Here is a 23,622-nt window from a genome sequence, read left to right on the forward strand (position 1 = left end):
TTGCACGCGCGCCATGTTGCACAGGTGTCGTGACAGTGGCTAGCGACATAATGTTTCGGGCTTTTGCGTAAGACCGATTCAGAATGGCCTGTAGGACTTATCTCAGATATTGGCCCGCGCTGCTTAAAAACAAGGGCACCACCGCAGATCGTTCCCACGCTCTGCGTGGGAACGCCGCCTGCGACGCTCCGCGTCCCGCTTTGAAGGTGTGACGCAGAGCGTCACTTGATGCATTCCCACGCGGAGCGTGGGAACGATCATGAAGCGCCCTCGTCAGACAGCTTCGAGCTTCGCGTAACCCATCATCAGCCACTTGCTGCCTTCGGCGAAGTTCACCTGCACCCGTGCCTGGGCGCCGGCGCCTTCGAAGTTAAGGATTACACCTTCACCGAAGATCGCATGCTTGACCTGCTGGCCAAGGCTGAACGGAGTTTCCGGTATTTCGGAACCGGCGAACATGCTGCTGGAGTTCTGCTGCTGGCCGCCGCCGAACGGTCGGCTGACGCTGTTGGACAAGCGCACTTCCTGGATCAGACCTTTCGGCACTTCACGTACGAAGCGCGACACCTTGTTGTAGGTTTCGCTGCCGTACAGGCGTCGGGTCTCGGCGTAGGTCATTACCAGGTTCTGCATGGCGCGGGTGATGCCCACGTAGGCCAGGCGGCGTTCTTCCTCAAGGCGGCCGGGCTCTTCCAGGCTCATCTTGTGCGGGAACAGACCTTCTTCCATGCCCACCAGGAACACATACGGAAATTCCAGGCCCTTGGCACTGTGCAAGGTCATCAGCTGGATGCTGTCCTCATGCTCATCGGCCTGGGTATCACCGGCTTCCAGCGACGCATGGCCGAGGAAGGCGGCGAGCGGCGTCAGCTCTTCATCTTCCTCGGTGTTTTCGAAGGCGCGGGCGGCGCTGACCAGTTCCTCAAGGTTTTCTACCCGGGCCTGGCCTTTTTCGCCTTTTTCCGCTTCGTGATAGGCGATCAGGCCGGACTGCTCGATGACGGTCTGGGTCATCAAGTGCAGCGGCATTTCTGCGCACTTGGCCGCCAGGTTCTCGATCAACTCGACAAACACGCCCAGCGCCCCGGCAGCACGCCCGGTCAGGCCCTTGTTGGCGATCAGCAGGCGCATGGATTCCCACATCGACACATCGGCGTGGCGGGCGTGGTCGCGAATCGCTTCAACGGTTTTCTCACCGATGCCACGCGCCGGGATATTGATCACCCGCTCCAGCGCCGCATCGTTGCCACGGCCTTCCAGCAAGCGCAGGTAAGCCATGGCGTTCTTGATTTCGGCACGCTCGAAGAAGCGCTGGCCGCCATAGATGCGGTACGGAATGCGCTCGCGCAGCAAGGCTTCTTCCAGTACCCGCGACTGGGCGTTGGAGCGGTACAGAATCGCGATATCACTGCGCGCCAGGCCGGTTTTCAACGCGCTTTCGATGGTTTCCACCACGTAGCGCGCTTCGTCGTGTTCATTGAACGCGGCGTACAGGTTGATCGCTTCGCCTTCGCCGCCGTCGGTCCACAGTTCTTTGCCCATGCGCCCGGTGTTGTTGGCGATCAAGGCGTTGGCGGCCTTGAGGATGCCGGCGGTGGAGCGATAGTTCTGTTCCAGACGGATGGTGACCGCGTCCGGGAAGTCGTCGGAATACTGGTAGATATTCTCGATTTTCGCGCCGCGCCAGCCGTAGATCGACTGGTCGTCGTCGCCTACGACCATCAGGCTGTCGCCGCCTTTGGCCAGCAGGCGCAACCAGGCGTACTGCACGGCGTTGGTGTCCTGGAACTCGTCCACCAGAATGTGCCGGAAGCGTTTCTGGTAATGGGCCAGCAAGCCTGGGTTGTCGCGCCACAGGTCGAGGGCGCGCAGCAGCAGCTCGGAGAAGTCGATCACGCCGGCGCGCACGCAGGCGGCCTCGTAGGCTTCATAAATGCTGCGCATGGTGGCCAGGAACAAATCGCCGCTGGCCTGGATATGTTGCGGGCGCAGGCCTTCGTCTTTCTGGCCGTTGATAAACCATTGCGCCTGACGCGCCGGCCAGCGTTGCTCGTCCAGGCCCAGCTCGCGGATCACCCGCTTGACCAGGCGTTGCTGGTCATCGCTGTCGAGAATCTGGAAGGTCTGGGCCAGGCCTGCTTCCTGCCAGTGCGCCCGCAACAGACGATGCGCCAGGCCGTGGAAGGTGCCTACCCACATGCCGGCCGGGCTGATGCCCATCAACTGTTCGATGCGATGGCGCATCTCGGCAGCCGCCTTGTTGGTAAAGGTCACCGACAAGATGGAATGCGGGGACGCGTTCTCGACCTGGATCAACCAGGCGATACGGTGCACCAGCACTCGGGTTTTACCGGAGCCAGCACCGGCCAGGACCAACTGACGGCCAACGGGGGCTGCGACAGCCTGGCGTTGGGCATCGTTGAGAGAGTTCAGCAAAAGGGAGAGATCATCGCGCATCGGCGCATTCTAGGGTGCTGCGGGGAGTCGGGCAAATCCCAATGCCGGGTGGTCGATACAAAACATTCCGGGCGATCCTGGCCGCGCAAACATTCTGCTGGCAGTGATGACCGGTTGGTCATGGCCCACAGCCCGCGCACTGTCTAGCTCAAGCGCTTTGGCCGCGAAGTTTGCGGGTAAAAACCGTGGGGTTTTTATGACTTGGAGCAGTTTGGCCCAAGCGTTTGCTTGTGTATGCTCCGTCCACGTTTCGGGCTCACCATTATAAGAACACTGCCTATGACCCTCAGTCCCGACCTGTTTGGCCCCTCGGTGGCGCCCGCGCAGGTCATCCGTAAACATTACGCAACCGAGATGGCGGTCGAACGCACTCGCCTGTTGTATCAAGGCTCCTTGCTGCCGACGTTATTGATGCTGGTCAACGGCCTGGTCTGCGCCTGGTTGCTGTGGAACCCCAAGCAATACCTGTTGGACAGCATCTGGCTGGTCTGGCTGCTCGCCCTGGTGGCCCTGCGTGTGATCCAGGTGGCGGCGTTCGATTCGGCGATGCCCAGCCGCCAGGCCCTGCCGATCTGGCGGCGCATGTTCATGCTCGGCTCGGCGGTCAGTGGCTTGACCCTGGCCACCGCCGCCATCGCGCTGGTGCCGGCGGACAGCTTTATGCAGCAGGCCTGGGTGTTCGGCCTGATCGGCGCCGCGACGCTATCGGCCAGCGTGGCCTATGCCGTGAGTTTGCCGGCGTTCCTGTCCTTTGCCGTGCCGTGTCTGGTGCCGGCGATTGTCTATCTGTTCTGGAACGGCACTGCGCAGCAACAAGGCTGGGGCGTGCTTGGCCTGATCCTGCTGGCCTCGTTGAGCCTGGTGGCCTGGCAGGTCAACCGCCTGATCCAGCGCGGCTTGTTGCGACGTTTTCAGAACCAGGCGCTGATCGAGCATCTTCAGCAGGCGCAGCAACGCAGCGAGCAGTTGAATCAGGCACTGGTGCGCGAAGTCGGCCAACGTCGCCAGGCCGAACAGGAATTACGCGACGCCCAAATCGGCCTGCAAGACCGCGTGACGCAACGCAGCCAGGAGCTGGACGCCGCCAGCCTGGCCCTGAATAAAAGTGAAGCGCGCCTGGCCATGGCCCTGCAAGCCAGTGAGTTGGGCCTGTGGGACTGGAACCTGCAAACCGACGAGGTGCATCACACTCAGCTCAAAGAGTTGTTCGGCCTGGAGCCCGAGTACGTCACGGCGATGCTCAGCCACCTCAAGCCGCGCCTGCACCCCGAAGACCTGCCGCTGCTCAAGCGCGCGCTGGTGGAACACCTCAAGGGGCGCAGCGAGGATTACCAGGTGGAATACCGCGTGCGCCATGGCGACGGCCATTGGGTGTGGATCGAAGACCGTGGCCGCGCTGTGGAGCGCACGCCCGGCGGCCGCGTTACGCGCATGCTCGGCACGCGCCGCGACATCAGCGCCGACAAGGCCCTGGAGGAGCAGCAACGCCTGGCCTCGACGGTGTTCGAAGCGGCCAGCGAAGGCATCGTGATTCTCGACCCCGAGTACGTGTTGATCGCCGTCAACCAGGCCTTCAGTCGCGTCACCGGCTTTGAAATCGACGACATGATCGGCCGCAATGTTGTCGAACTGCCCAGCAGTCGCGACGCCCGCCGCCACTTCCCGGTGATCCGCCAGGCCCTGCTCAGCCATGGCACCTGGCAGGGCGAGTTGGTGGAAACGCGCAAGAACGGCGAGCTGTACCCGCAGTGGCTGCAATTGAATGTAGTGCGCGATGCTCGGGGAAAAGTGAGCCATATTGTGGGCTTCTTCGCCGATTTGTCGGCGCGGCGTGAATCCGAGGAGCGCATGCGCTACCTCACTCACTATGACGAGCTGACGGGCCTGGCCAACCGTTCGCTGTTTCGCGAACGCCTGCGTGAGGCGCATGCGCGGGTGCGGCAGGGCGGGCGCAGCCTGGCGCTGCTGCATATCAACCTGGACCGCTTCAAGCTGCTCAACGACAGCCTCGGCCATGAAGTCGCCGACCAACTGTTGCAGAAAATGGCCCGCCGTCTGATCAATGCCTTGCCCGAAGCCGACACCATCGCACGCCTGTCCGGTGATGAGTTTGCCGTGCTGTTCGATGCTTACGGCAGCCTGTCGAGCCTGGCACGGGTGGCCACGCGGCTGCTCGCCAAGTTGCGGGTGCCGGTGACGGTGGAGGGGCATGAGCTGGTGGTCAGCGCCTCAATGGGCGTCAGCTTGCTGCCGGACAATGCGCGGGAAATTTCTGCGCTGGTCAGCCAATCGAACATGGCCATGCAGCACGCCAAGCATTTGGGCGGCAACAATTTCCAGTTCTACACCGACAGCCTGCAAGCCAGCACGCTGGAGCGTTTGCAGCTGGAAAACCACCTGCGCAAGGCTATCGACGAGCGCCAGCTCACGGTGTTCTACCAACCGAAACTGTGCCTGGCCACGGGCAAGCTGAACGCCGCCGAGGCGCTGGTGCGTTGGGAGCACCCGCAGTGGGGCATGGTGCCGCCGGGGGACTTTATCGGCTTGGCCGAGGAAACCGGCCTGATCGTGCCGCTGGGCGAATTCGTGCTGCGCCAGGCTTGCTGGCAGGCGTGCGAGTGGCAGCGCCAGGGGCTGGCGCCGATCCGCGTGTCGGTAAACCTTTCCGTGCACCAACTGCGCCAGGGCAAGTTGGTCAGCCTGGTGCGCCAAGTGCTCGAAGAAACCGGCCTGGACCCGCAATACCTGGAGCTGGAGCTGACCGAAAGCCAATTGCTCGACAGCGTTGAGCACATTATTGCGACCTTCCAGCAATTGCGCGATTTGGGCGTGAAGTTGGCCATCGATGACTTCGGCACCGGGTATTCGTCCCTCAGCTACCTCAAGCGCATCCCCGTGGATTACGTGAAGATCGACCAGACGTTTATCCGTGGGCTTGGCCAGGGCCGGGAAGATGCGGCCATCACTCGTGCAATCATCGCCATGGCCCACGGGCTGGCGCTCAAGGTGGTGGCCGAAGGTGTGGAAGACCAGCAGCAGCTGGATTTCCTGCGCGGCGAACGCTGCGATGAAGTACAGGGTTACTTGATCAGCCGGCCGATGGCCGCTGAAGGGTTGGCAGATTTATTACGAAAAAATGCAGACGTTCCTTAAAGACCGCCACGCCGCCCCTGTGGCTACAAGGCGGCTGCCCGCTGATTCAAAGGGCATCAGGGCGATTTAGTGATGCATCGGGCGGGCAAAACGGTAATTCTTGTAGTATAACTACAAGCTTGCTACATCCCTGGCGTCTGCCAATAACAAGAGTCCTGCCCTTTGAACCTGTTGCAACATATCGCCCAGTCGCGCCACCTGTTACGCAAATCGGAACTCAAGGTTGCCGATCACGTGCTGCTTGACCCTGCGGCCGTGATGCACAGTTCCATGGCCGACCTGGCCCACAGCGTGGGCATCAGTGAGCCGACCATCGTGCGCTTTTGCCGTGCCATCGGTTGTTCCGGGTTCCAGGACTTGAAACTCAAGCTGGCGCAAAGCCTGGCGGCCGGTGCGAGCTTCGGGCAGTTTGCGATCCATGAAGACGACTCCGTCGCCGACTACAGCCTGAAAATCTTCGACACCACCTTGCACACGCTGATGGAAGTGCGCGAGAAACTCGATCCGGTTGAGCTGCAAAAGGCCGTGACCGCCATGTCCCAGGCCCAGCGCGTAGAGTTTTATGGTTTTGGTGCTTCGGGTGCCGTCGCCGCTGATGCCCAGCACAAATTCTTCCGCCTGCTGCTCACCGCTGCGGCCTATAGCGACCCGCACATGCAGGCGATGTCGGCGGTGACCTTGAAGCCGACCGACGTGGCCATCTGCATTTCCCAGTCCGGGCGCTCCAAAGACCTGCTGATCACCGCCAACCTGGTGCGTGAAAGCGGCGCTTCGTTGATCACCCTGTGCCCGAGCCAGACGCCGTTGGCGGAGCTGTCCACGGTCAACCTGGCGATCGACGTGCACGAAGACACCGAGATCTACACGCCGCTGACCTCGCGTATTGCGCATCTGGTGGTGATCGACGTGCTGGCGATGGGCGTGGCCATGGCGCGCGGGCCGAGCCTGGTCAACCACCTCAAGAGCGTGAAGCGCAGCTTGCGCAGCCTGCGGTTGTCGCCCAAGTCCGTCAAAGCCCTCGACGATTAGTGGGTTTGATCGCTCCCACGCTCTGCGTGGGGGTGTCTCTTGCGACGCTCTGCGTCGCGGGACGCGGAGCGTCCAAGGCTGCATTCCCACGCAGAGCGTGGGAACGATCAGTTCAGAAGATTCATCGTCCTGTAACCCTCGCGCCGCCAAACCGTCATCGCCCAAGGACATTCTGTACTCCCCGTACTCGCATTGGGAGACTCGAAATGGCCCGGCACTACGAAGACAGCAGCACCGTCAAAACCCGTCGTCAGCAAGAAGACCAGCGCCGCATGGCGTTCCGTCGCGCAATCGAAGACCGCTGTGAGGAGCGCCAACTGCTCCAGAGCATCAGTGACTACCCGGAACTCCACTGGCAGGCACCCGCGGCTGCCCAGCGAAGCGCTCAGCCAGCGCGCTGATCTGTACGCGTTCGCTGCGGATAAAGCCCAGGAACGCATGGGCCACCGGTGACAGGCGTTTGGCTTTGGCCTGCACCAGGCACCAACTGCGGTACAGCGGCAGTTCTTCCACCGGCAGCTCCTTGAGCCCGCCGGTGGCCAGCTCCAGGTTGACTGCGTGGCGCGTCAGCAACGCCACGCCCAACCCTGCGCTGACGCATTCGCGCTGCGCCTCGGCCGAGGCTACTTCCACCGTCTGGGTGAAGTGCACGCGTTTTTCCTTGAAGTACTCCTCGCAGGCCAGCCGCGTGCCGGAGCCTGGTTCGCGGATGAGCAGCGTGTAGGGTTCCAGATCTTGAAGGCGCAGCGGCCCTTTCAGGCTCAGCGGGTGGTCGAGCGGCGCCACGGCGACAATCGGGTTGTTCAGGAACGGCAGGAATTCCAGGCCCATGTCCTGAGGCACCATGGACATGATCACCAAGTCATCACGGTTGTCCGAAAGCCTGCGAATCACTTGGGTGCGGTTAACCACCGTGAGGTGCAACTGCACCTCCGGGTGCTGGCGTTTAAAGGCTGCGAACAGGTGCGGCACGAAGTACTTGGCGCTGGATTCCACCGCCAGTTTCAGTTGGCCTTGCAGTGAGCCCTGCATGTCCGACAGCTGCATATCGAGGTTTTCCAGGCGCCCGAAAATGTCCCGGCTGGCGCGCTGCAAGGCCTCGGCGGCTTCAGTCATGTAGAGCTTTTTGCCGACGTAATCGAACAGCGGCTGGCCGATAAGCTCTTCAAGCTGGCGAATTTGCAGGCTTACGGCGGGTTGGGTGAGAGACATTTCCTCGGCTGCGCGGCTGTAGGACCGTAAATCACACACTTCATTGAAGATCTGCAATTGACGCAATGTCATACGCATCAATGACTTACGCATTATTTAAATCCTCTCGCCCTGGGCCGTTCGGCCAACTATAAGTCTTTACTTATACACAACCCAATAATTATTGATTTTTGTTAATTCTTCGGTGCGCATAGTGTGTGTCTCGCGACTGTCATGAAACATTTGGTCACGCGCCGACTCGGATCCAACGGGTCGTAGAACGCAGCAATCGGCTCAAGGGAATTTCCAAGTGATAAAAAAGATCCTGATCGCCAACCGTGGTGAAATTGCCGTACGAATCGTGCGTGCCTGCGCCGAGATGGGCATTCGCTCGGTCGCGGTTTACTCGGACGCCGACCGCCACGCGTTGCACGTTAAACGTGCCGACGAAGCCCACAGCATTGGTGCCGAACCGCTGGCCGGTTACCTGAACCCGCGCAAGCTGGTGAACCTGGCCGTGGAAACCGGTTGTGACGCCTTGCACCCAGGCTATGGTTTCCTGTCGGAAAACGCCGAATTGGCAGATATCTGCGCCGAGCGCGGGATCAAGTTCATCGGCCCGTCGGCCGAAGTGATCCGCCGCATGGGCGACAAGACCGAAGCGCGCCGCAGCATGATCAAGGCCGGTGTGCCGGTCACGCCGGGCACCGAAGGCAACGTCGCCGATATCGCCGAAGCCCTCACCGAAGGCGACCGCATTGGTTACCCGGTGATGCTCAAGGCTACCTCCGGTGGTGGTGGCCGCGGTATCCGTCGCTGCAACAGTCGCGAAGAACTTGAACAAGCCTTCCCCCGTGTTATTTCCGAGGCCACCAAGGCGTTCGGTTCGGCGGAAGTGTTCCTGGAAAAATGCATCGTCAATCCCAAGCACATCGAGGCGCAGATCCTCGGTGACAGCTTTGGCAATGTGGTGCATCTGTTCGAGCGCGATTGCTCGATCCAACGGCGTAACCAGAAGCTGATTGAAATTGCTCCCAGCCCGCAACTGACCCCGGAACAGCGCGCCTACATCGGTGACCTGTCGGTGCGCGCCGCCAAGGCGGTGGGTTACGAGAACGCCGGCACCGTGGAGTTCCTGCTCGCCGAGGGCGAGGTGTACTTCATGGAGATGAACACCCGCGTGCAGGTAGAGCACACCATCACCGAAGAAATCACCGGCATCGACATCGTGCGCGAGCAGATCCGCATCGCATCGGGGCTGCCGCTGTCGGTGAAACAGGAAGACATTCAGCACCGTGGTTTCGCGTTGCAGTTCCGCATCAACGCCGAAGACCCGAAGAACAACTTCCTGCCAAGTTTCGGCAAGATCACCCGTTACTACGCGCCCGGCGGTCCCGGCGTGCGCACCGACACGGCGATCTACACCGGCTACACCATCCCGCCGTTCTACGATTCCATGTGCCTGAAACTGGTGGTGTGGGCGTTGACCTGGGAAGAAGCCATGGACCGCGGCCTGCGTGCCCTGGACGACATGCGCCTGCAAGGCGTGAAGACCACGGCCGCCTACTACCAGGAAATCCTGCGCAACCCGGAATTCCGCAGCGGCCAGTTCAACACCAGTTTCGTGGAAAGCCACCCTGAGCTGACCAACTACTCGATCAAGCGCAAACCCGAAGAGCTGGCCCTGGCCATCGCCGCCGCCATCGCCGCCCACGCAGGCCTGTGAGGAATACAACAATGTCCAAGACTCCTGTTTCCAAAAAAATATTCGTAACCGATACCATCCTGCGCGACGCCCACCAATCGCTGCTGGCGACCCGCATGCGCACCGATGACATGCTGCCGATCTGCGACAAGCTCGACAAAGTCGGCTACTGGTCCCTGGAAGTCTGGGGCGGCGCGACCTTCGATGCCTGCGTGCGTTTCCTCAAGGAAGACCCTTGGGAGCGCCTGCGCAAGCTGCGCGCCGCGCTGCCTAACACACGCCTGCAAATGCTGCTGCGTGGCCAGAACCTGCTGGGCTACCGCCACTACAGCGACGACGTGGTCAAAGCCTTCGTCGCCAAGGCTGCTGTGAATGGCATCGACGTGTTCCGCATCTTCGACGCCATGAATGACGTGCGTAACCTGCGTGTGGCTATCGAAGCGGTCAAAGCTGCCGGCAAACATGCCCAAGGCACCATCGCCTACACCACCAGCCCGGTGCACACCATCGAGGCATTCGTGGCCCAGGCCAAGCAAATGGAAGCCATGGGTTGTGACTCGGTGGCGATCAAGGACATGGCCGGCTTGCTGACCCCGTACGCCACCGGCGAACTGGTCAAGGCGTTGAAGGCAGAGCAAAGCCTGCCGATCTTCATCCATTCGCATGACACCGCTGGCCTGGCTGCGATGTGCCAACTCAAGGCGATCGAAAACGGTGCCGACCATATCGACACCGCCATTTCCAGCTTCGCCTGGGGCACCAGCCACCCCGGCACCGAGTCGATGGTCGCCGCCCTTAAAGGCAGCGAATTCGACACTGGCCTGAGCCTGGAACTGCTGCAGGAAATTGGCCTGTACTTCTACGCCGTGCGCAAGAAGTACCACCAGTTCGAAAGCGAATTCACCGCCGTCGACACCCGCGTGCAAGTCAACCAGGTGCCGGGCGGGATGATTTCCAACCTGGCCAACCAGTTGAAAGAGCAGGGCGCACTCAACCGCATGAGCGAAGTGCTGGCCGAAATCCCGCGCGTGCGTGAAGACCTTGGCTTCCCGCCGCTGGTCACGCCGACCTCGCAGATCGTCGGCACCCAGGCGTTCTTCAACGTGCTGGCCGGCGAGCGCTACAAAACCATCACCAACGAAGTGAAGCTCTACCTGCAAGGCGGCTACGGCAAGGCGCCGGGCACCGTGAACGAGAAGCTGCGTCGCCAGGCTATTGGTAGCGAAGAGGTGATCGACCATCGCCCGGCCGACCTGCTCAAGCCGGAGATGACCAAGCTGCGCGGCGAAATCGGCGCATTGGCCAAGTCCGAAGAAGACGTGCTGACCTACGCCATGTTCCCGGACATCGGGCGCAAGTTCCTCGAAGAACGTGACGCCGGCACCCTCACACCTGAAGTGCTGTTGCCGATCCCCGAAGCCGGCGGTGTAGCCCGTGCCGGTGGCGAAGGCGTGCCGACCGAGTTCGTCATCGACGTGCACGGCGAAAGCTACCGTGTGGACATCACCGGTGTCGGCGTGAAAGCCGAAGGCAAGCGTCACTTCTACCTGTCCATCGACGGCATGCCCGAAGAAGTGGTGTTCGAACCGCTCAACGAGTTTGTCAGCAGCGGCGGCAGCAAGCGCAAGCATGCAACCGAGCCGGGCCATGTCAGCACGGCGATGCCGGGCAACATCGTCGACGTGTTGGTCAAGGAAGGCGACGTGGTCAAAGCCGGCCAGGCGGTGCTGATTACCGAGGCCATGAAGATGGAAACCGAAGTGCAGGCAGCGATTGCCGGCAAGGTAACCGCCGTTCATGTGGCCAAGGGCGACCGGGTCAACCCTGGCGAAATCCTGATTGAAATCGAAGGCTGATACAGCCTTCGACACTACCGCTTAATCCTCGGGGGGGCAGGTGCCCCCCTTTTTTTGCCTGAAATTTACCGATCAGCGCGGTTTAAAAATTCATCTTCCACTCGCCCGTCAGGCCCTGGCTGCGGCTCTGGGTACCGGCTTGGGCGCTGTAGGTCAGGCCGACACTGTGTTCGGTCGACAAGGCGAGGTCGAGGCCGGCTTGCATGCCGAGGCTATTGCGATCCAGCGAGGAGCCGGTGACGGTGAAGCTGTCGATGACCCCCGGTGCGGCGCGAGAGGATTGGCGCACTTGGCTGTCGACTTCTCCGTAGAGGTGCTTCCAATGAGTACTCAGGTGGGGTGTGAGGCTCATCCGATTGTCGAACCGGTACACCGTGGCCAGCCGCAGGCCAACGGTGCTGTTCAGGTTTTGCTGGGTCTGTGAGCCGACGTTCAGCGCGGTCAAACCGCCCTTTTCTTTGAACCTGTCGCGGTGATAGCGCTGATAGCCCAGGCCTGCAAAGGGCTCTACGTGTAGGTCGGCACTGCCCAATTGGTAACCCAGCTCTGAAAACACCGTTTGGCTTTGAGCGTTATAGTTGCCCTGGAGTTGCTCCTTGAAGCCGAGCAAGTTGACGTCACGTTTGTTCTTGCCCGCGTGATCGCTGTAGAACGCCCCCAGCCGCAGGGCCAATGGGCCGTCCTGACGCACGGCATAGCCGCCCAGGTGCAAGCTGTCGAGCTCGCCTTTGAAACGTTGAGCTTGCAGCTCGCTGGTGGACCTGGCACCCATTACACCGACTCGCCAGGCGTCACCCACGGCCCAATCGGCGCCCAGCATCAAGCCTTTGGTGTCGTGCTTGAGACCGTCACCGCCGCCTTGTTTATCGAGCTTGCCGCCGTTGCCCAGGCCCTGCATCCAAAAGTGGCCGTCGCCATCGTTGGGCAGCGTGCGCAGGGTTGAGAGCAATGAGTGGCTGATGTGCGCGGTGGCGTTTTGGGTCGCGCCCGCCAAGTTGGCATTCTGGCTGCCTGCCAACTGCTCGAACGCCGCACCCAGGCCGCCTGGTTGTTGGGACAGGGCGTCAGCGGCTTTTTGCAGGCTTTTGATTTCTTCCGAGGTCAGGTCGCCGGCTTGCAGTGCACGTTGCAATGCAGGTTTAAGCACCGCGGCCAGTTGCTGGCCGTTATGAGTCGTCGCCTGGTTGAAGTAGCTGTCGAGGGGGACGATCTCGGCCGGAGGCTCGTAATGCCACGGGTCATTGGCAGCGTCGAGTTCGAACTTGAAGGGAGTGGCTGCCAAGGTAAAGGGCGAACTGGCTACGCCAACAGCAAGGGCAATAGCGCGTGCAAGGTTCAGGGCGGAAAAGGGCATGAAGTCGTGACCTCTGATGAATGAGGCCGGGAATTTAGCGAGATCGCGAGGTGATAACTGTCGGGCTATCGACCCCTGGCTTGCGGGAGTTGTCTCTACTGCGGTGCGATTAAAACCGCATTTGCCTTTGGCTTGTCAGCGTGTGGTTGTGGCTGTTGCCTTGAGCGTCACCCCCGCCGCACATAGCCTTTGCCGTAGTGCCGCTCCAGGCGCGCCTGGATCAGTTCCAGCCCGAGGGACATCACCCAGTAAATGATCGCGGCAGTCGTGAGCATTTCGATGTATCGATAGCTTGATCGCCCGTAAGACTGCGCCAGGAACATCACCTCCCACACGCCCATCACCGAGATCAGGGACGAGTCCTTGAGCATGGAGATGAACTGGTTGGTGGCGGGCGGCACGATGGTGCGCATGGCCTGGGGCAGGGTGACGTGCCAGAAGATCGCGCTGTCACGCATGCCCAGGGCCAGGGCGGCTTCCCGTTGGCCGTGGGGAACACCGAGGATGCCGGCGCGGAATATTTCGCTCAGGTAAGCGCCGTAATTCAGTGAGAGCGCGATGATCCCGGCGACGAGGGCGCCTGGCACCAGGCCCAGTTGGGGCAGGCCCAGATAAATCAGCAGGATCTGGATCAACAGCGGCGTGCCGCGAAAGAACGATGCGTAAAAACTCGCAATGCCAAAGGCCACGGCGCTTTTCGACAGGCGCCCCAGCGCGGTGATAAAACCCAGCACCGACGAGGCGACTATCGAGCATAGGCACAGAAACAGCGTCAGCGCTGCGCCTTGCAAAAACCCGTTGGGCGCCAGGTGCACGCCGACCAGGTTGGGCAGCTTGTCGAGGATGATCGAGAACTTCAGGTCAAAGCTCAGGAAGAAGCTGGCGAACAGGCAAAACAGCGCTGCCCACGTCAGGTACAACCGCGTACGAAAGCCAAAGAGTCGCTGTAGCCGCGATGCGTTCACCGGCGGCTTGGGAGGTGTCGGGAAGGCGGTCATTTGCTGATATCGGCACCGATCCATTTTTGCGACAGCTTGCTCAAGGTGCCGTCCTGTTTCAACTGTGCGAACACTTCGCGCACCTTGGCGTCCCACTGCGGGTCACCTTTCTCGATGGCCACCGAATTGGGCTCGGCATACAGCGATTCACCGGCGAGCTTGAAGCGCTTGTCCTGGTTCAGGCGCGGTTGGGCCGTGACCAGGTTGGTGAGGATCGCATCCAGGCGCACACCGGCGCCCAGACCCAGGTCCTGGAAGGCGACGTTATCGGTGTCGTACGGGGCGATCTGCACATCCTCGAACGGGTACTGAAGTTGCGTTTCTTCGGCGCCTTCGATCACCAGGTTCTTGTTCAGGTAGCTTTCATAGCTGGACGCGCTGGTGAGGCCGACTTTCTTGCCGCTGAGGTCTTTGGCGCCGTGGATGCGCTCATCCTTGGCATTGACAACGATCACCGCAGGCGAGGCGTAGTACTCCACCGGGAAATCAAACACCTCGGCGCGGGCCTTGCTCGGGGTCATGGAGCAGATGCAAATATCGTAGCGCCCGCCCCATCGACCTGCGGCAATCACATCCCAGGACGGCGTTTCCAGACGCAGCTTCACGCCTAATTTCTGCGCCACTGCCTTGGCCACGTCGACGTCAAAACCATCGAGTTGGTTCTGCTCGTTGAGAAACGAGAACGGTGGGTAGCTTTCCATCAGCACGCCCACCAGTTCTTTTTTCTGCTCAACCCGGTCAAGGGTTGCACCGCCAAAGGCTTGGGTAGAGGCAGCCAGCATCGTCAGGCCCAGGGCCAACAGCGGTTTAAGTTTCACAATCGACACCTGAATAAGAAAAGGGTTGTTATTAACCGGACGGTACGCATTAAATAGTTATAAGAACGACTCTCATAGTGAGTTATTTTCATAAGCATATGAGTAAAAAGCATATGGGCGCAGCAAACGCAATAATTCTCGATGGTGGCATGGGCCGTGAACTGCAACGCCGGGGCGCGCCGTTTCGGCAGCCGGAGTGGTCGGCATTGGCGTTGAGCGAAGCGCCGCAGGCCGTTGAGGCGGTGCACACGGCTTATATCCAGAGCGGTGCCAACGTGATCACCACCAACAGCTACGCGGTTGTGCCGTTTCATATTGGCCAAGCGCGGTTTGCTGCCGAAGGCCAGGCCCTTGCGGCGTTGGCCGGTGAATTGGCCCGACGTGCGGTACAGGCTTCAGGCCAGACGGTGCGCGTGGCAGGCTCATTGCCGCCGCTGTTCGGCTCCTACCGGCCTGATTTGTTCGAGGCCGGCCGAGTCAGCGAACTGCTGACGCCACTGGTGAATGGCCTGGCGCCCCATGTCGACCTTTGGCTGGCGGAAACCCAGAGTTCGATCGTTGAGGCCCGGGCTATTCATGCCGGCCTGCCGCAGGACGGAAAACCGTTCTGGCTGTCGTTTACCTTGAAGGATGAAGACACCGATGAGGTGCCACGCCTGCGTTCTGGCGAACCGGTGGCAGACGCGGCTGAAGCGGCCGCGCAACTGGGTGTGGCGGTGCTGCTGTTCAATTGCAGCCAGCCGGAGGTGATTGGCGCAGCCATTGATACCGCGCGCCAAACGTTTGAGCGCCTGGGGGTGAGCATCCAGATCGGCGCGTACGCTAACGCCTTCCCGCCGCAACCCAAGGAGGCCACCGCGAACGATGGCCTCGACCCCCTGCGTGACGATCTCGACCCGCCCGGCTACTTGCACTGGGCCGCCGACTGGCAGGCACGCGGTGCCAGCCATTTGGGCGGTTGCTGCGGGATTGGGCCGGAACACATTGCCGTGCTCGCCCAGAAGCTGGCCTAAGGCTTAGATCGCCTGGCGGCGACACTCCGCCAGGCCTTTGAGCTGACCAGAACCGGCCTGGTTGGCTTCTGACAGCCACTCTTCAAAGCCTGCGCCCACGGTGGGCCATTCCGAATCCAGAATCGAATACCACGCGGTATCGCGATTCTGCCCCTTCACCACCATATGCTGGCGGAACACCCCTTCAAAGCTGAAGCCCAGGCGTTCGGCCGCGTATTTTGAGCGGGCGTTGCCGTTGTTGCACTTCCATTCCAGACGGCGGTAGCCCTGCTCGAACGCGTATTTGGCCAGCAGGTACACGGCCTCGGTGCTTTTCGGCGAGCGTTGCATCGGTGCGCCGAAGGTGACGTGGCCGATTTCAATGCGGCCCTGGGCCGGGACGATGGACATCAGGCTGAGGATGCCTTGCACATCGCCGCTGGCGCGGTCGATCACGCTGAAGAAATACGGGTCGCTGTTGGTGGCATGGTTGTTGAGCCAGGCATCGAACGCGGCGCGCTCGGGGAAGGGGCCGTAAGGCAGATAGTCCCAGAGTTTCGGGTCGGCGCCCGGGCCTTCGAGGGCGCGGAACAGGCCGTCGGCATGCCGCGCCGGGTCGAGTTTTTCCAGACGGATAAAACGCCCTTCCAGCAGTTGAGCCGTGGGCGCCGGGACGCCTTTCCAGTCGGCGGGTGAGATAGGCATGCTGCGCTCCTTAAAGACCTTTGCGAAATTGCATAAAACCTGGGCGTTCGGCGATGCGTTCGTACAGCGCAATCGCGGTGGCGTTGGTCTCGTGGGTCAACCAGTGCACCTTGGCACAGTTATCGGCCTTGGCGGTGGCGTAGACGAATTCGATCAATTTGCGGCCCACGCCGGTGCCGCGTTGGGCCGGATCCACCAGCAGGTCCTGCAGGTAGCAGGAATTCTCGATGCTCCAGTTGGAGCGATGGTAGATAAAGTTGACCATGCCCACCGCTTTGCCGTCCTGCCAGGCGAGCGCCGAATGGGTCGGCTCGTTGGCATCGATCAGGCGTTGCCAGGTGCTTTGGCTGACGGCGTCCGGCAGTTCGGTTTCGTAGAACTTCAAGTACGCCTGCCACAGCGGCAGCCACGCGGCGTGGTCGGCGGACGTGACCTGGCGGATGTCGATCTGACTCATTCTGAAACTCCTTGGGGAATAAAGCGCGCGAGGGTCTGGTCGCGTACATCAATGCTGGCAGCCAGGCCTTCGCGCACGCCGGCAATATCGGCTGCGCTGCGGTTCTGGCTGAGTTTGCGCTTGCCGATCAGGCGCTCGATGGGCAGGGCGAAGCCGACGATGGCCTTGAGCATGCCGTCAATGTAGTCGGCCGGGGCGTCGCTGACTTTCCATGGCTGGGCGCGGTTGCCTTCGTGGCGATCGGTGAGGGCGGTAACCACCGCGAGCAGCCGCTCGGCGTCGGTAAATACCTCAGCCTTGCCGTAGGCATGCACGGCGATGTAATTCCAGGTGGGCACCACTTTGCCGTGCTCGGCCTTGGCCGGGTAAAACGCCGGGCTGATATAAGCGTCGGCACCGGCAAAGATCACCAGTGCTTCGCTGCCATTTTGCAGCTCACGCCATTGTGGATTGGCCTTGGCCAAGTGCCCGTACAGCGTGCCATTGGGGCCTTCATCGGGGTTAAGCAGCAGCGGCAAATGGCTGGCCTGCAGGCCTTGCTCACCAACGGTCACCAACTGCGCCAGGCGGGTGTGCTGGATCAGTTGCTGCAGTTCAGGCAAATCATCGAGGGCAAAGGCACGTGGTGTGTACATGGAAATTTTCCTTGGCGAATGCCTGCATCCTAGGCAGGCTAATGGTTCGTTGTAAGAGCCATCTGGCACCAATTTCATAGGTCCAATATGTCGCCCATCACGCCGCCGCTGTCGTTCAACCCCGCAGGTATCGAGTTGGATCGTCGCCAGGGGCTTACTCGGCAACTCTACGAAGCCCTGCGCCAGCGGGTGCTGGACGGGCGGCTGGTGAGCGGCACGCGATTACCCGCCACGCGTGACCTGGCGGCGGCCCTGTCGATCTCGCGCAACAGCGTAGTGCGCGCCTACGATCAGCTGTACGCAGAAGGGTTTATCGAAAGCCGAGTGGGTGACGGCACCTATGTGGCCCAACTGCCTACGGCAAAAAAACTATCCACAAAAGTATCCACAGGGTTTTCAACAGGTTTATCCCCAGCCTTATCCACAAAATGGGCGGATTTGCCGGAAGATCTGGACAATGAAGTTATCCACAGCGCGGGCCTGACACGGGTAAAAAACAACCACCTGGCTCACCCTCCAGCCGGGCCGCCGCGGGCTTTTCGTGTGGGTGTGCCGGCCTTCGACCTGTTCCCGTTTGATATATGGGCCAAGCTGAATGGGGCGTTCTGGCGCAAGCCGAACCTGGAACTGCTGTGTTATGGCGACCCGGCCGGTGACGATCGTTTGCGCGGTCTGATCGCGGCGTATTTGCGCAGTTCACGTGGCATGCAATGCACGGCTGAACAAATTGTGATCACCAGTGGCGCACAGCAAGCAATTAGCCTTTGTGCACAGTTGCTGGTGGAGCCTGGGGACGGCGTGGCGGTGGAAAATCCCGGTTACCGCGCCGCCGGCCACGCGTTCGCCCTGGCCGGCGCGCGATTGCATGGCGTGCCGGTAGACAGCGAGGGCATGGATAGCCAGGTGCTTAACACCCTGGATGACTGTCGTGTGGCCTATGTCACGCCGTCCCACCAATACCCGTTGGGCGTGGTGATGAGCCTGGCGCGGCGCCTGGAGCTGCTGGCCTGGGCCGAGCGTAGCGGCGGTTGGATCATCGAGGACGACTACGACGGAGAGTATCGCTACAGCGGCGCGCCCCTGTCGCCGTTGGCGGCGCTGGATCGCAGTGGGCGCGTGTTGTATGTCGGCACCTTCGGCAAGGTGGCGTTCCCGGCGTTGCGCCTGGGTTACCTGGTGTTGCCACCGGGGCTGGTGCAAGCCTTCACTCGCCGCCGTGCGGTGGATATGCGCCATTCCGAAGTCAGTACCCAGGCGGTGATGGCCGAATTCATGGCGGCCGGGCATTTCCAGCGGCACATCCGCCGGATGCGTCGCGCCGCGCTCAGCCGACGCAATGCGTTGTTGGCCGGATGGCCCGCCGGGTTGCCCGGGGTCGGTGCTTTGCCCAATGTCGCGGCGGGGTTGCACATCACGGTGCGGGTGGACAGCCTGGCCCGCGAGCAGGTATTGCTGGCTCAGGCCCATGCAGTGGATGTCGAGATCAATGGCTTGAGTAGCTATTGGCTGGCTGGCACACGCCCGCCACCGGACCAGCATGCTGGTCTGGTAATGGGGTTTGCCGCCGTGCCCGAGGCAGCTATCGCGAAGGCGCTGATGCGCTTGCGCCAGGCGTGGAAGGCATAGCTGCTCTGCGGTTGAAGAACAGCGACTCGGCCAGTTGCTCGCTGATCCTGCTGCGATGGATCTCTATCAACTCCCAATCACTGGGTCCGGTGCGTTGGTGGGACCCACCGAGCCGTTGTTGTTCGCGGGTCTTGAGATGGCCCTTGGTGAAATTCTCCGGCTCGGCATCCTTGGTTTCATAATGGAAGTGCGCGAACCACAGCACAGCGCCGTTCTCCTTATCGCGAATCTCGTACTCGTCCAGGTAGTCCTTCCAGGGCCCCTTGAGGGGGCGGCGCTTGCCGACCCTGGCAATGGTGATCAGCCCTTCGCTATGCAGCCAATTCACCCGATCGGCGGTGGGGAGCTGACGCTTGATCATGTCGATATAGGTTTTTTTACCCAACCGGTAGAAACGCTGTGCCGCGTCGTTCAGATTGCGGTTGGTCACTGCAGCGGAAGCATGATCGCTCTCCGTGAGATTGCGCTGGGTCAGCGCTTCTTCGATGTTCTTCGACGCGGCTTCCAGCGTCCTCGCATAATCATCGAACATATCTTGAACATCTTGCGCAGCGTGCCAGGGCTTCGTTGAGAAACCCTGGTATTTGCGAACTTCAGCCTTCTCGGCCTCCAACAGCGTTTTACCGGCGTTGATGCTGGTGTCCAGGTCCACGGAAACAGGGGCGGGTGGATGCAGCGCAGTTTTATGCCGTGTGACCCACACCCCTGGCGACTTCTCATGGAATGTGGCGATCACCTTGCCGGTCATGCTGGCCTTGACATCGACCAGGGAACTGTCGGTTTCGCGCGGTTCACCCATGACCAAGCCGTGATGGCGTGTTTTGATTACTTTGCGCCGCGGGCGGGGCTCGGTCTTCGAGCCGCCGGGCTTGGGCTCCAGGGCTTTCTTCGCGCGCAGCAATTGCGCCAGGTCGCGTACAGCCCGCTGGCTGAACTCGCCAATCTGTTGGCGGAAACTTTCCAGGCGGCTTTTGTGCAAGTGTTGCGGGTAATCGGCGTGAAGATCGAGCAGGCGCTGGTCGGCACTGGAAAATTGCTCTACCAGGCTGTTGAGTACATCGATGCGCTCATCCAGCGATGCGCCATTACCGCGTTCCACAATCTCATTGAAACTCTCGACGTTCAGTTCGGCGCTATCGACGATCTGGCCCATCCGCTCGCGCAGCGTGGCGGGGATCTGGCGTTGCTCTTCATCGATACACAAGTAGCGGCCCAGGATGATCTCCAGGGATTTGAGTTCAGTGAGGGTTAGCTGTGGCAACTCCCCGATGGTTTTACGAATGACGGCTGCACCCTCATCTCCCAATGCTCTGAGATCGTTGAAACGGTCGTTGATGAACTGCAGGCGCTTGATGATTGCCTGGTTCAGGGTGGACAGGTCCTGGGCGCTGCGAACCTGGTTTTTATAGTCGATGTCCACCTCGGCATCGAGGATTGAGGCCGACGACTTCAGGGCCTCCCTATAACTCACCACTTGTTGATCCAAAGCGATCTGAGTCAGTTGCAATTGCTGTTTCAGGTAACCGCTCATATTGCTCTGGTAGGTGGGCACCGTGTCGATGATGCTCAAGGACTTCAGTTGGCTGATCGCTTCGTCGTACGCCGCCAGCCGGCCGTCGACTTTACTGATGAACGTTGTACGCCGCAGGTCTGTGGAAGGGCCGGGGGCAGCGTCCAGCGCAGGCTCTGCCTCAAGCACGTCCAGCTGTTGGCGGGCGGCGACCGCGTCGAAGGCGTTGAGTTGAGTCATAAGTGCCGCAATGCGCGCCGGCTGATCGATTTTGACCGCACGCCGCCGGTTTCGAAGACCGCCGCCGCGTAGCCGCAAACGGACATCGACAAACCATTGCCCCGCGAGGTTGCCGATCAGCGGGGGGCCGGTACGCGAAGGTTCTTTCGGGTCGATGATGACGACGCTGTCGTTGTCATCCACCGTGACCTCGAACCAACGCTCGCTGACCGGTGCGTACCACTTGTCTGCAAGCGGATAGAGATTGAGGTGGTGACCGGGGTTTTTATTTTGTTCACCGAGTTTTTCGGGCTTGGCGACCTTGAAACTGTCGAGCGTCTTGGCCAGTCCGAGGCGGCTGTGACTGAGGGCTCCGCGAGTGTGCACGGGGCCTTGATGCTTGGCTGAAAGTTGGCTGTCGGAAATAGTGGCCTGTTGCACTGAGGTAAGTGTCTTCTCGTTAACGGACGGCGTGTCTACCGTTTCAATCGTCGTTTTCTTTGGTTCAGCTCGGACTCTGGGGGGAGCGGATCGCTTGGGCGCTCCAGGGTGGCGCAGGGCGATGTGCAGCGTCAGCGCCATGCCGAGGTTGAGAAAGACATCCACCAACGCTGTCCAGGAGGCAGGTTGATCACTCTTGTTCACGGCCTCCTCGGCGGCCTGCAGGTCGTCCATGATTTGCCAGACCCAGGCGGCGATGCCAAGGGTGCGGCCCATGAAGGGCAGGGCGGCGTTGAAAATTTGCCAGCCGGCCTGCCGAAAGGTCGCCCAGCGTTTCTGCACGTTGGACACCGACTGGCGTGTCGCCAACTCGACCATGGCATTGGCGTTGGCCTTGAACAGCGTGGCAAAGATGTCATTGCCCATTTCTTCATCGCTCAACGTCACCGGGCCGCTCATGTACAGCACGGTCAGCGGTTCGACCAGTGCGCGCACCACGGTCCAGGGCGAAGGAAGGGTGTCGGGGAAAACGTATTGGGCGTAGTTGAATCTTTGCGCTTCAGGTAGCCAGGCCAACACCGACTCGCGCAAGGAGCGGTCATGTTTGATGGCATAGAGCAGGTTTTGCCGCGACGCAAATTGCATCAGGGCCGGCTCCAGCAGCGGCCGATAGAGTACGCAGGGGCCGTTGTCGGAATGCTTCGGGCCAATCACGAACATATTGGTGACCACGTCATGCTCAGGCCCGGGGCGCAGGCTGGGCACGAAGGCCAGGCAACGCATGACGATAGGGTGCCCGTCTACATGGCGCGCATGTTCATCGGTATGCATAACGGCGGCGACGTAGCGATAACCCAGCTCATCGAAGCCGCTCTGGCTTCGGATTTTCATCTGCAGGGCCAGCAACGGCAGTTGAATCTGCAGGTGGCCGATGTAGAGCTGTTGTCGGTGACTCGATTGGGTGGGGTCATCGAGCAGCTGCTGTTTGACCAGTGCGGGGTAGCGCTGACCGATATCGATGTCCTCGATCACGTCTTTCAGGTAGCTGTAGGTCAGCCAGGCGGGGGTGTCACTGCCCCTGCCGTTGTAGTGCACTGTCACGTTGCCGGTGGGCAGGCCGGTGAGGTTTTCCAAGGCCAGGTCGATCAGGCTGCGGCGTGTGGTGTCCACGGCTCCGGGGACGATAAACGTGCCCCACAGCACTGGGCTCTCAATGACGATCTCGATGTTGTCCAGGTTCAGGCGCGCGCCCTCTTCGGGGGAGCGGATAAGGTTTTGCAGCTGCGTCCGTGCGTAGTCACGAATGGCTGGAATGCCGTCCTGAAACGTTTCGCCGTGGTAATGGCTGTGCAGTTGGGCCAGGTTGATCATATAGCGGCCGTAGGCGGCGATATCGGAGTCCGTTGCCGACGCCAGCCAGCCTGGAAGTTGTCGGTGAATATCGCGGATATTCGACAGTTGGTGATCGCTCATTTCTTCGATACTGGGCACGATGCGGGCGACCGTTGTCGCGGGCGCCTGTGCTTCGACCGGGTCCTCCAGGCCGGATTCGCCGTAACTGCCTATGGCGTCGATTTGCAACGAGATCAGATTGCAGGCCAGCGTATCGAAGAAGTTGCCGTCGGGTTCATACAAGCGCCATTGCAAGGTGGCGTCCCTGTCGGGCGCACTCATTCGTGCAGGCAGCGCGGCACCAAATTGTGCCAGTGACTCGAACGTCTCATACCCGCTCACCAACGAGTGCGTCAGGATCATCGGGCGATTGGCGTGCTCGCCCACCAATACGGTGATATCCAGGAAGCTGACATGGGTGGACAGGCCGGCGTCAAGAATGTCCACGTCGACCAGGTACGCGTGGGTCTTGTAAGGGTCTTTCAGCGAACGTCTGGCCAGGTCGGGTTCCTGGAAAAATCCACGTGCCATCGCGCTTTCGTGCTCACTCAGGCCTTGCTCTTCGGTGATGTTCCACACCTTCCTCAGTGTGCTGGAAAAGGCTTGCCAGCGCGGACCGGTGGCGCCATTGGACGCGTTCCAGAAGTCCAGTTGCTGTTCCTGGAACGCAGTGAACAGCAGGTCGGACAGCTCGTTGATCAAGCGTGCGATAGCATCGATTTTCACTGCCAGGTGCACAGGAATCAGAGCGTATGGTTGCAAGGTGAGGAAGTGTTGGCCGTCGATATAGGTCACTCTCTCGCTGGACAGTGCCTGCCGGGCCAGCACGGACGTGAGCGGTTCGACAGTGGCCGGCGCACGCACGACGTCGTTGCCGACCACCTCCCATTGAGGGCTGACGACCATGGCCAGGTCGGGTTCGATCTCCAGCGTGGGATATAACGCTTTGATGGCTGAGCGCAATGCCGTTGCGGCCACTTCGCGGATAGTGGGGCCACTGGTTAACTGGGTCAGCAGTTCATAGGTAGTAGGTGGACGGTGATTGTTGACAGTGTCATTGGGCATGCGCAGCTCCGTTGCATTC

At 60.9% G+C, this 23,622-nt stretch carries 16 protein-coding genes; 7 read left to right on the forward strand and 9 right to left on the reverse strand.

Translation table 11 applies throughout. The features are described from left to right. Positions 1-273: 273 nt before the first annotated feature. The gene (gene uvrD / locus BLV67_RS24285) at positions 274-2,457 is read right to left on the reverse strand and encodes a DNA helicase II (protein ID WP_069785759.1); all 2,184 of its coding nucleotides are present in this window, start codon (positions 2,455-2,457) and stop codon (positions 274-276) included. Positions 2,458-2,736: 279 nt separating this feature from the next. Between uvrD and BLV67_RS24290 the strand changes: the two genes are divergently transcribed. From BLV67_RS24290 to BLV67_RS33405, 3 genes are all read left to right on the forward strand, one after another. Next, a complete protein-coding gene (locus BLV67_RS24290; RefSeq protein ID WP_069785758.1) occupies positions 2,737-5,610 on the forward strand; it encodes a putative bifunctional diguanylate cyclase/phosphodiesterase in 2,874 nt (957 codons plus the stop codon). A gap of 162 nt (positions 5,611-5,772) precedes the next feature. Further along, entirely contained in the window at positions 5,773-6,639 is an 867-nt protein-coding gene (gene hexR / locus BLV67_RS24295; RefSeq protein ID WP_003177007.1) for a transcriptional regulator HexR, read from the forward strand. Positions 6,640-6,845: 206 nt separating this feature from the next. Then, a complete protein-coding gene (locus tag BLV67_RS33405) occupies positions 6,846-7,040 on the forward strand; it encodes a PA3496 family putative envelope integrity protein (RefSeq protein WP_074854535.1) in 195 nt (64 codons plus the stop codon). Here BLV67_RS33405 and BLV67_RS24305 read toward each other — a convergent pair. Next, positions 6,970-7,944 (reverse strand): LysR family transcriptional regulator, encoded by a 975-nt coding sequence (locus BLV67_RS24305; protein WP_065932057.1) that lies wholly within the window; start codon positions 7,942-7,944, stop codon positions 6,970-6,972. The genes BLV67_RS33405 and BLV67_RS24305 overlap by 71 nt on opposite strands. A 196-nt stretch (positions 7,945-8,140) precedes the next feature. Between BLV67_RS24305 and BLV67_RS24310 the strand changes: the two genes are divergently transcribed. Further along, on the forward strand, positions 8,141-9,556 hold the full coding sequence (locus BLV67_RS24310) for an acetyl-CoA carboxylase biotin carboxylase subunit (protein ID WP_003213442.1): 1,416 nt from the start codon (positions 8,141-8,143) through the stop codon (positions 9,554-9,556). Between the two features lie 11 nt (positions 9,557-9,567). Continuing rightward, positions 9,568-11,391 (forward strand): sodium-extruding oxaloacetate decarboxylase subunit alpha, encoded by a 1,824-nt coding sequence (oadA, locus tag BLV67_RS24315; protein WP_056860900.1) that lies wholly within the window; start codon positions 9,568-9,570, stop codon positions 11,389-11,391. Between the two features lie 82 nt (positions 11,392-11,473). Here the strand turns inward: oadA and BLV67_RS24320 are convergent, their stop codons facing one another. The 3 genes from BLV67_RS24320 to BLV67_RS24330 all read right to left on the reverse strand — a co-directional run bounded on the left by BLV67_RS24320 (position 11,474) and on the right by BLV67_RS24330 (position 14,561). Further along, a complete protein-coding gene (locus tag BLV67_RS24320; RefSeq protein WP_069785756.1) occupies positions 11,474-12,745 on the reverse strand; it encodes an autotransporter outer membrane beta-barrel domain-containing protein in 1,272 nt (423 codons plus the stop codon). Between the two features lie 167 nt (positions 12,746-12,912). Continuing rightward, entirely contained in the window at positions 12,913-13,743 is an 831-nt protein-coding gene (locus BLV67_RS24325; protein WP_069785755.1) for an amino acid ABC transporter permease, read from the reverse strand. Further along, on the reverse strand, positions 13,740-14,561 hold the full coding sequence (locus tag BLV67_RS24330) for an ABC transporter substrate-binding protein (protein WP_068932278.1): 822 nt from the start codon (positions 14,559-14,561) through the stop codon (positions 13,740-13,742). The genes BLV67_RS24325 and BLV67_RS24330 overlap by 4 nt, the downstream gene beginning before the upstream one ends. A gap of 113 nt (positions 14,562-14,674) precedes the next feature. Between BLV67_RS24330 and BLV67_RS24335 the strand changes: the two genes are divergently transcribed. Next, a complete protein-coding gene (locus BLV67_RS24335; RefSeq protein WP_065932061.1) occupies positions 14,675-15,574 on the forward strand; it encodes a homocysteine S-methyltransferase family protein in 900 nt (299 codons plus the stop codon). A 3-nt stretch (positions 15,575-15,577) separates the two neighbouring features. Here the strand turns inward: BLV67_RS24335 and BLV67_RS24340 are convergent, their stop codons facing one another. Genes BLV67_RS24340 through BLV67_RS24350 form a run of 3 tightly spaced genes read right to left on the reverse strand, consistent with a single transcriptional unit; the run spans position 15,578 to position 17,350 of the window. After that, a complete protein-coding gene (locus BLV67_RS24340; protein ID WP_069785754.1) occupies positions 15,578-16,258 on the reverse strand; it encodes a GNAT family N-acetyltransferase in 681 nt (226 codons plus the stop codon). 10 nt (positions 16,259-16,268) lie between these two features. Continuing rightward, positions 16,269-16,715, reverse strand: coding sequence for a GNAT family N-acetyltransferase (locus BLV67_RS24345; protein ID WP_069785753.1), 447 nt, complete (start codon positions 16,713-16,715; stop codon positions 16,269-16,271). Continuing rightward, positions 16,712-17,350: an FMN-binding negative transcriptional regulator gene (locus BLV67_RS24350; protein ID WP_065932064.1), complete on the reverse strand. Its 639-nt coding sequence runs from the start codon at positions 17,348-17,350 to the stop codon at positions 16,712-16,714. Before BLV67_RS24350 ends, BLV67_RS24345 begins: the two co-directional genes overlap by 4 nt. 87 nt (positions 17,351-17,437) lie before the next feature. On the opposite strand from BLV67_RS24350, the gene pdxR reads away from it, so the two are divergent. After that, positions 17,438-18,976 carry a MocR-like pyridoxine biosynthesis transcription factor PdxR gene (gene pdxR / locus BLV67_RS24355; RefSeq protein ID WP_068931386.1) on the forward strand — a complete coding sequence of 513 codons (1,539 nt, stop codon included), beginning with the start codon at positions 17,438-17,440 and terminating at the stop codon, positions 18,974-18,976. Here pdxR and BLV67_RS24360 read toward each other — a convergent pair. Then, positions 18,930-23,603, reverse strand: coding sequence for a dermonecrotic toxin domain-containing protein (locus tag BLV67_RS24360; RefSeq protein ID WP_069785752.1), 4,674 nt, complete (start codon positions 23,601-23,603; stop codon positions 18,930-18,932). The two genes, pdxR and BLV67_RS24360, sit on opposite strands and share 47 nt — an antisense overlap. Positions 23,604-23,622 lie beyond the last annotated feature (19 nt).

The sequence above is a fragment of the Pseudomonas salomonii genome, assembly GCF_900107155.1.
Lineage (GTDB): Bacteria > Pseudomonadota > Gammaproteobacteria > Pseudomonadales > Pseudomonadaceae > Aquipseudomonas > Aquipseudomonas salomonii.

Excerpts from the sequence above, each read along its gene's own strand:
- uvrD (WP_069785759.1), bottom strand. The coding sequence starts at position 2,457 with ATGCGCGATGATCTCTCCCTTTTGCTGAACTCTCTCAACGATGCCCAA.
- BLV67_RS24360 (WP_069785752.1), bottom strand. The coding sequence starts at position 23,603 with ATGCCCAATGACACTGTCAACAATCACCGTCCACCTACTACCTATGAA.
- oadA (WP_056860900.1), top strand. The coding sequence starts at position 9,568 with ATGTCCAAGACTCCTGTTTCCAAAAAAATATTCGTAACCGATACCATC.
- BLV67_RS24325 (WP_069785755.1), bottom strand. The coding sequence starts at position 13,743 with ATGACCGCCTTCCCGACACCTCCCAAGCCGCCGGTGAACGCATCGCGG.
- BLV67_RS24320 (WP_069785756.1), bottom strand. The coding sequence starts at position 12,745 with ATGCCCTTTTCCGCCCTGAACCTTGCACGCGCTATTGCCCTTGCTGTT.
- BLV67_RS24335 (WP_065932061.1), top strand. The coding sequence starts at position 14,675 with ATGGGCGCAGCAAACGCAATAATTCTCGATGGTGGCATGGGCCGTGAA.
- BLV67_RS24350 (WP_065932064.1), bottom strand. The coding sequence starts at position 17,350 with ATGTACACACCACGTGCCTTTGCCCTCGATGATTTGCCTGAACTGCAG.
- BLV67_RS24340 (WP_069785754.1), bottom strand. The coding sequence starts at position 16,258 with ATGCCTATCTCACCCGCCGACTGGAAAGGCGTCCCGGCGCCCACGGCT.
- BLV67_RS24305 (WP_065932057.1), bottom strand. The coding sequence starts at position 7,944 with ATGCGTAAGTCATTGATGCGTATGACATTGCGTCAATTGCAGATCTTC.
- BLV67_RS24345 (WP_069785753.1), bottom strand. The coding sequence starts at position 16,715 with ATGAGTCAGATCGACATCCGCCAGGTCACGTCCGCCGACCACGCCGCG.
- BLV67_RS33405 (WP_074854535.1), top strand. The coding sequence starts at position 6,846 with ATGGCCCGGCACTACGAAGACAGCAGCACCGTCAAAACCCGTCGTCAG.
- BLV67_RS24290 (WP_069785758.1), top strand. The coding sequence starts at position 2,737 with ATGACCCTCAGTCCCGACCTGTTTGGCCCCTCGGTGGCGCCCGCGCAG.
- pdxR (WP_068931386.1), top strand. The coding sequence starts at position 17,438 with ATGTCGCCCATCACGCCGCCGCTGTCGTTCAACCCCGCAGGTATCGAG.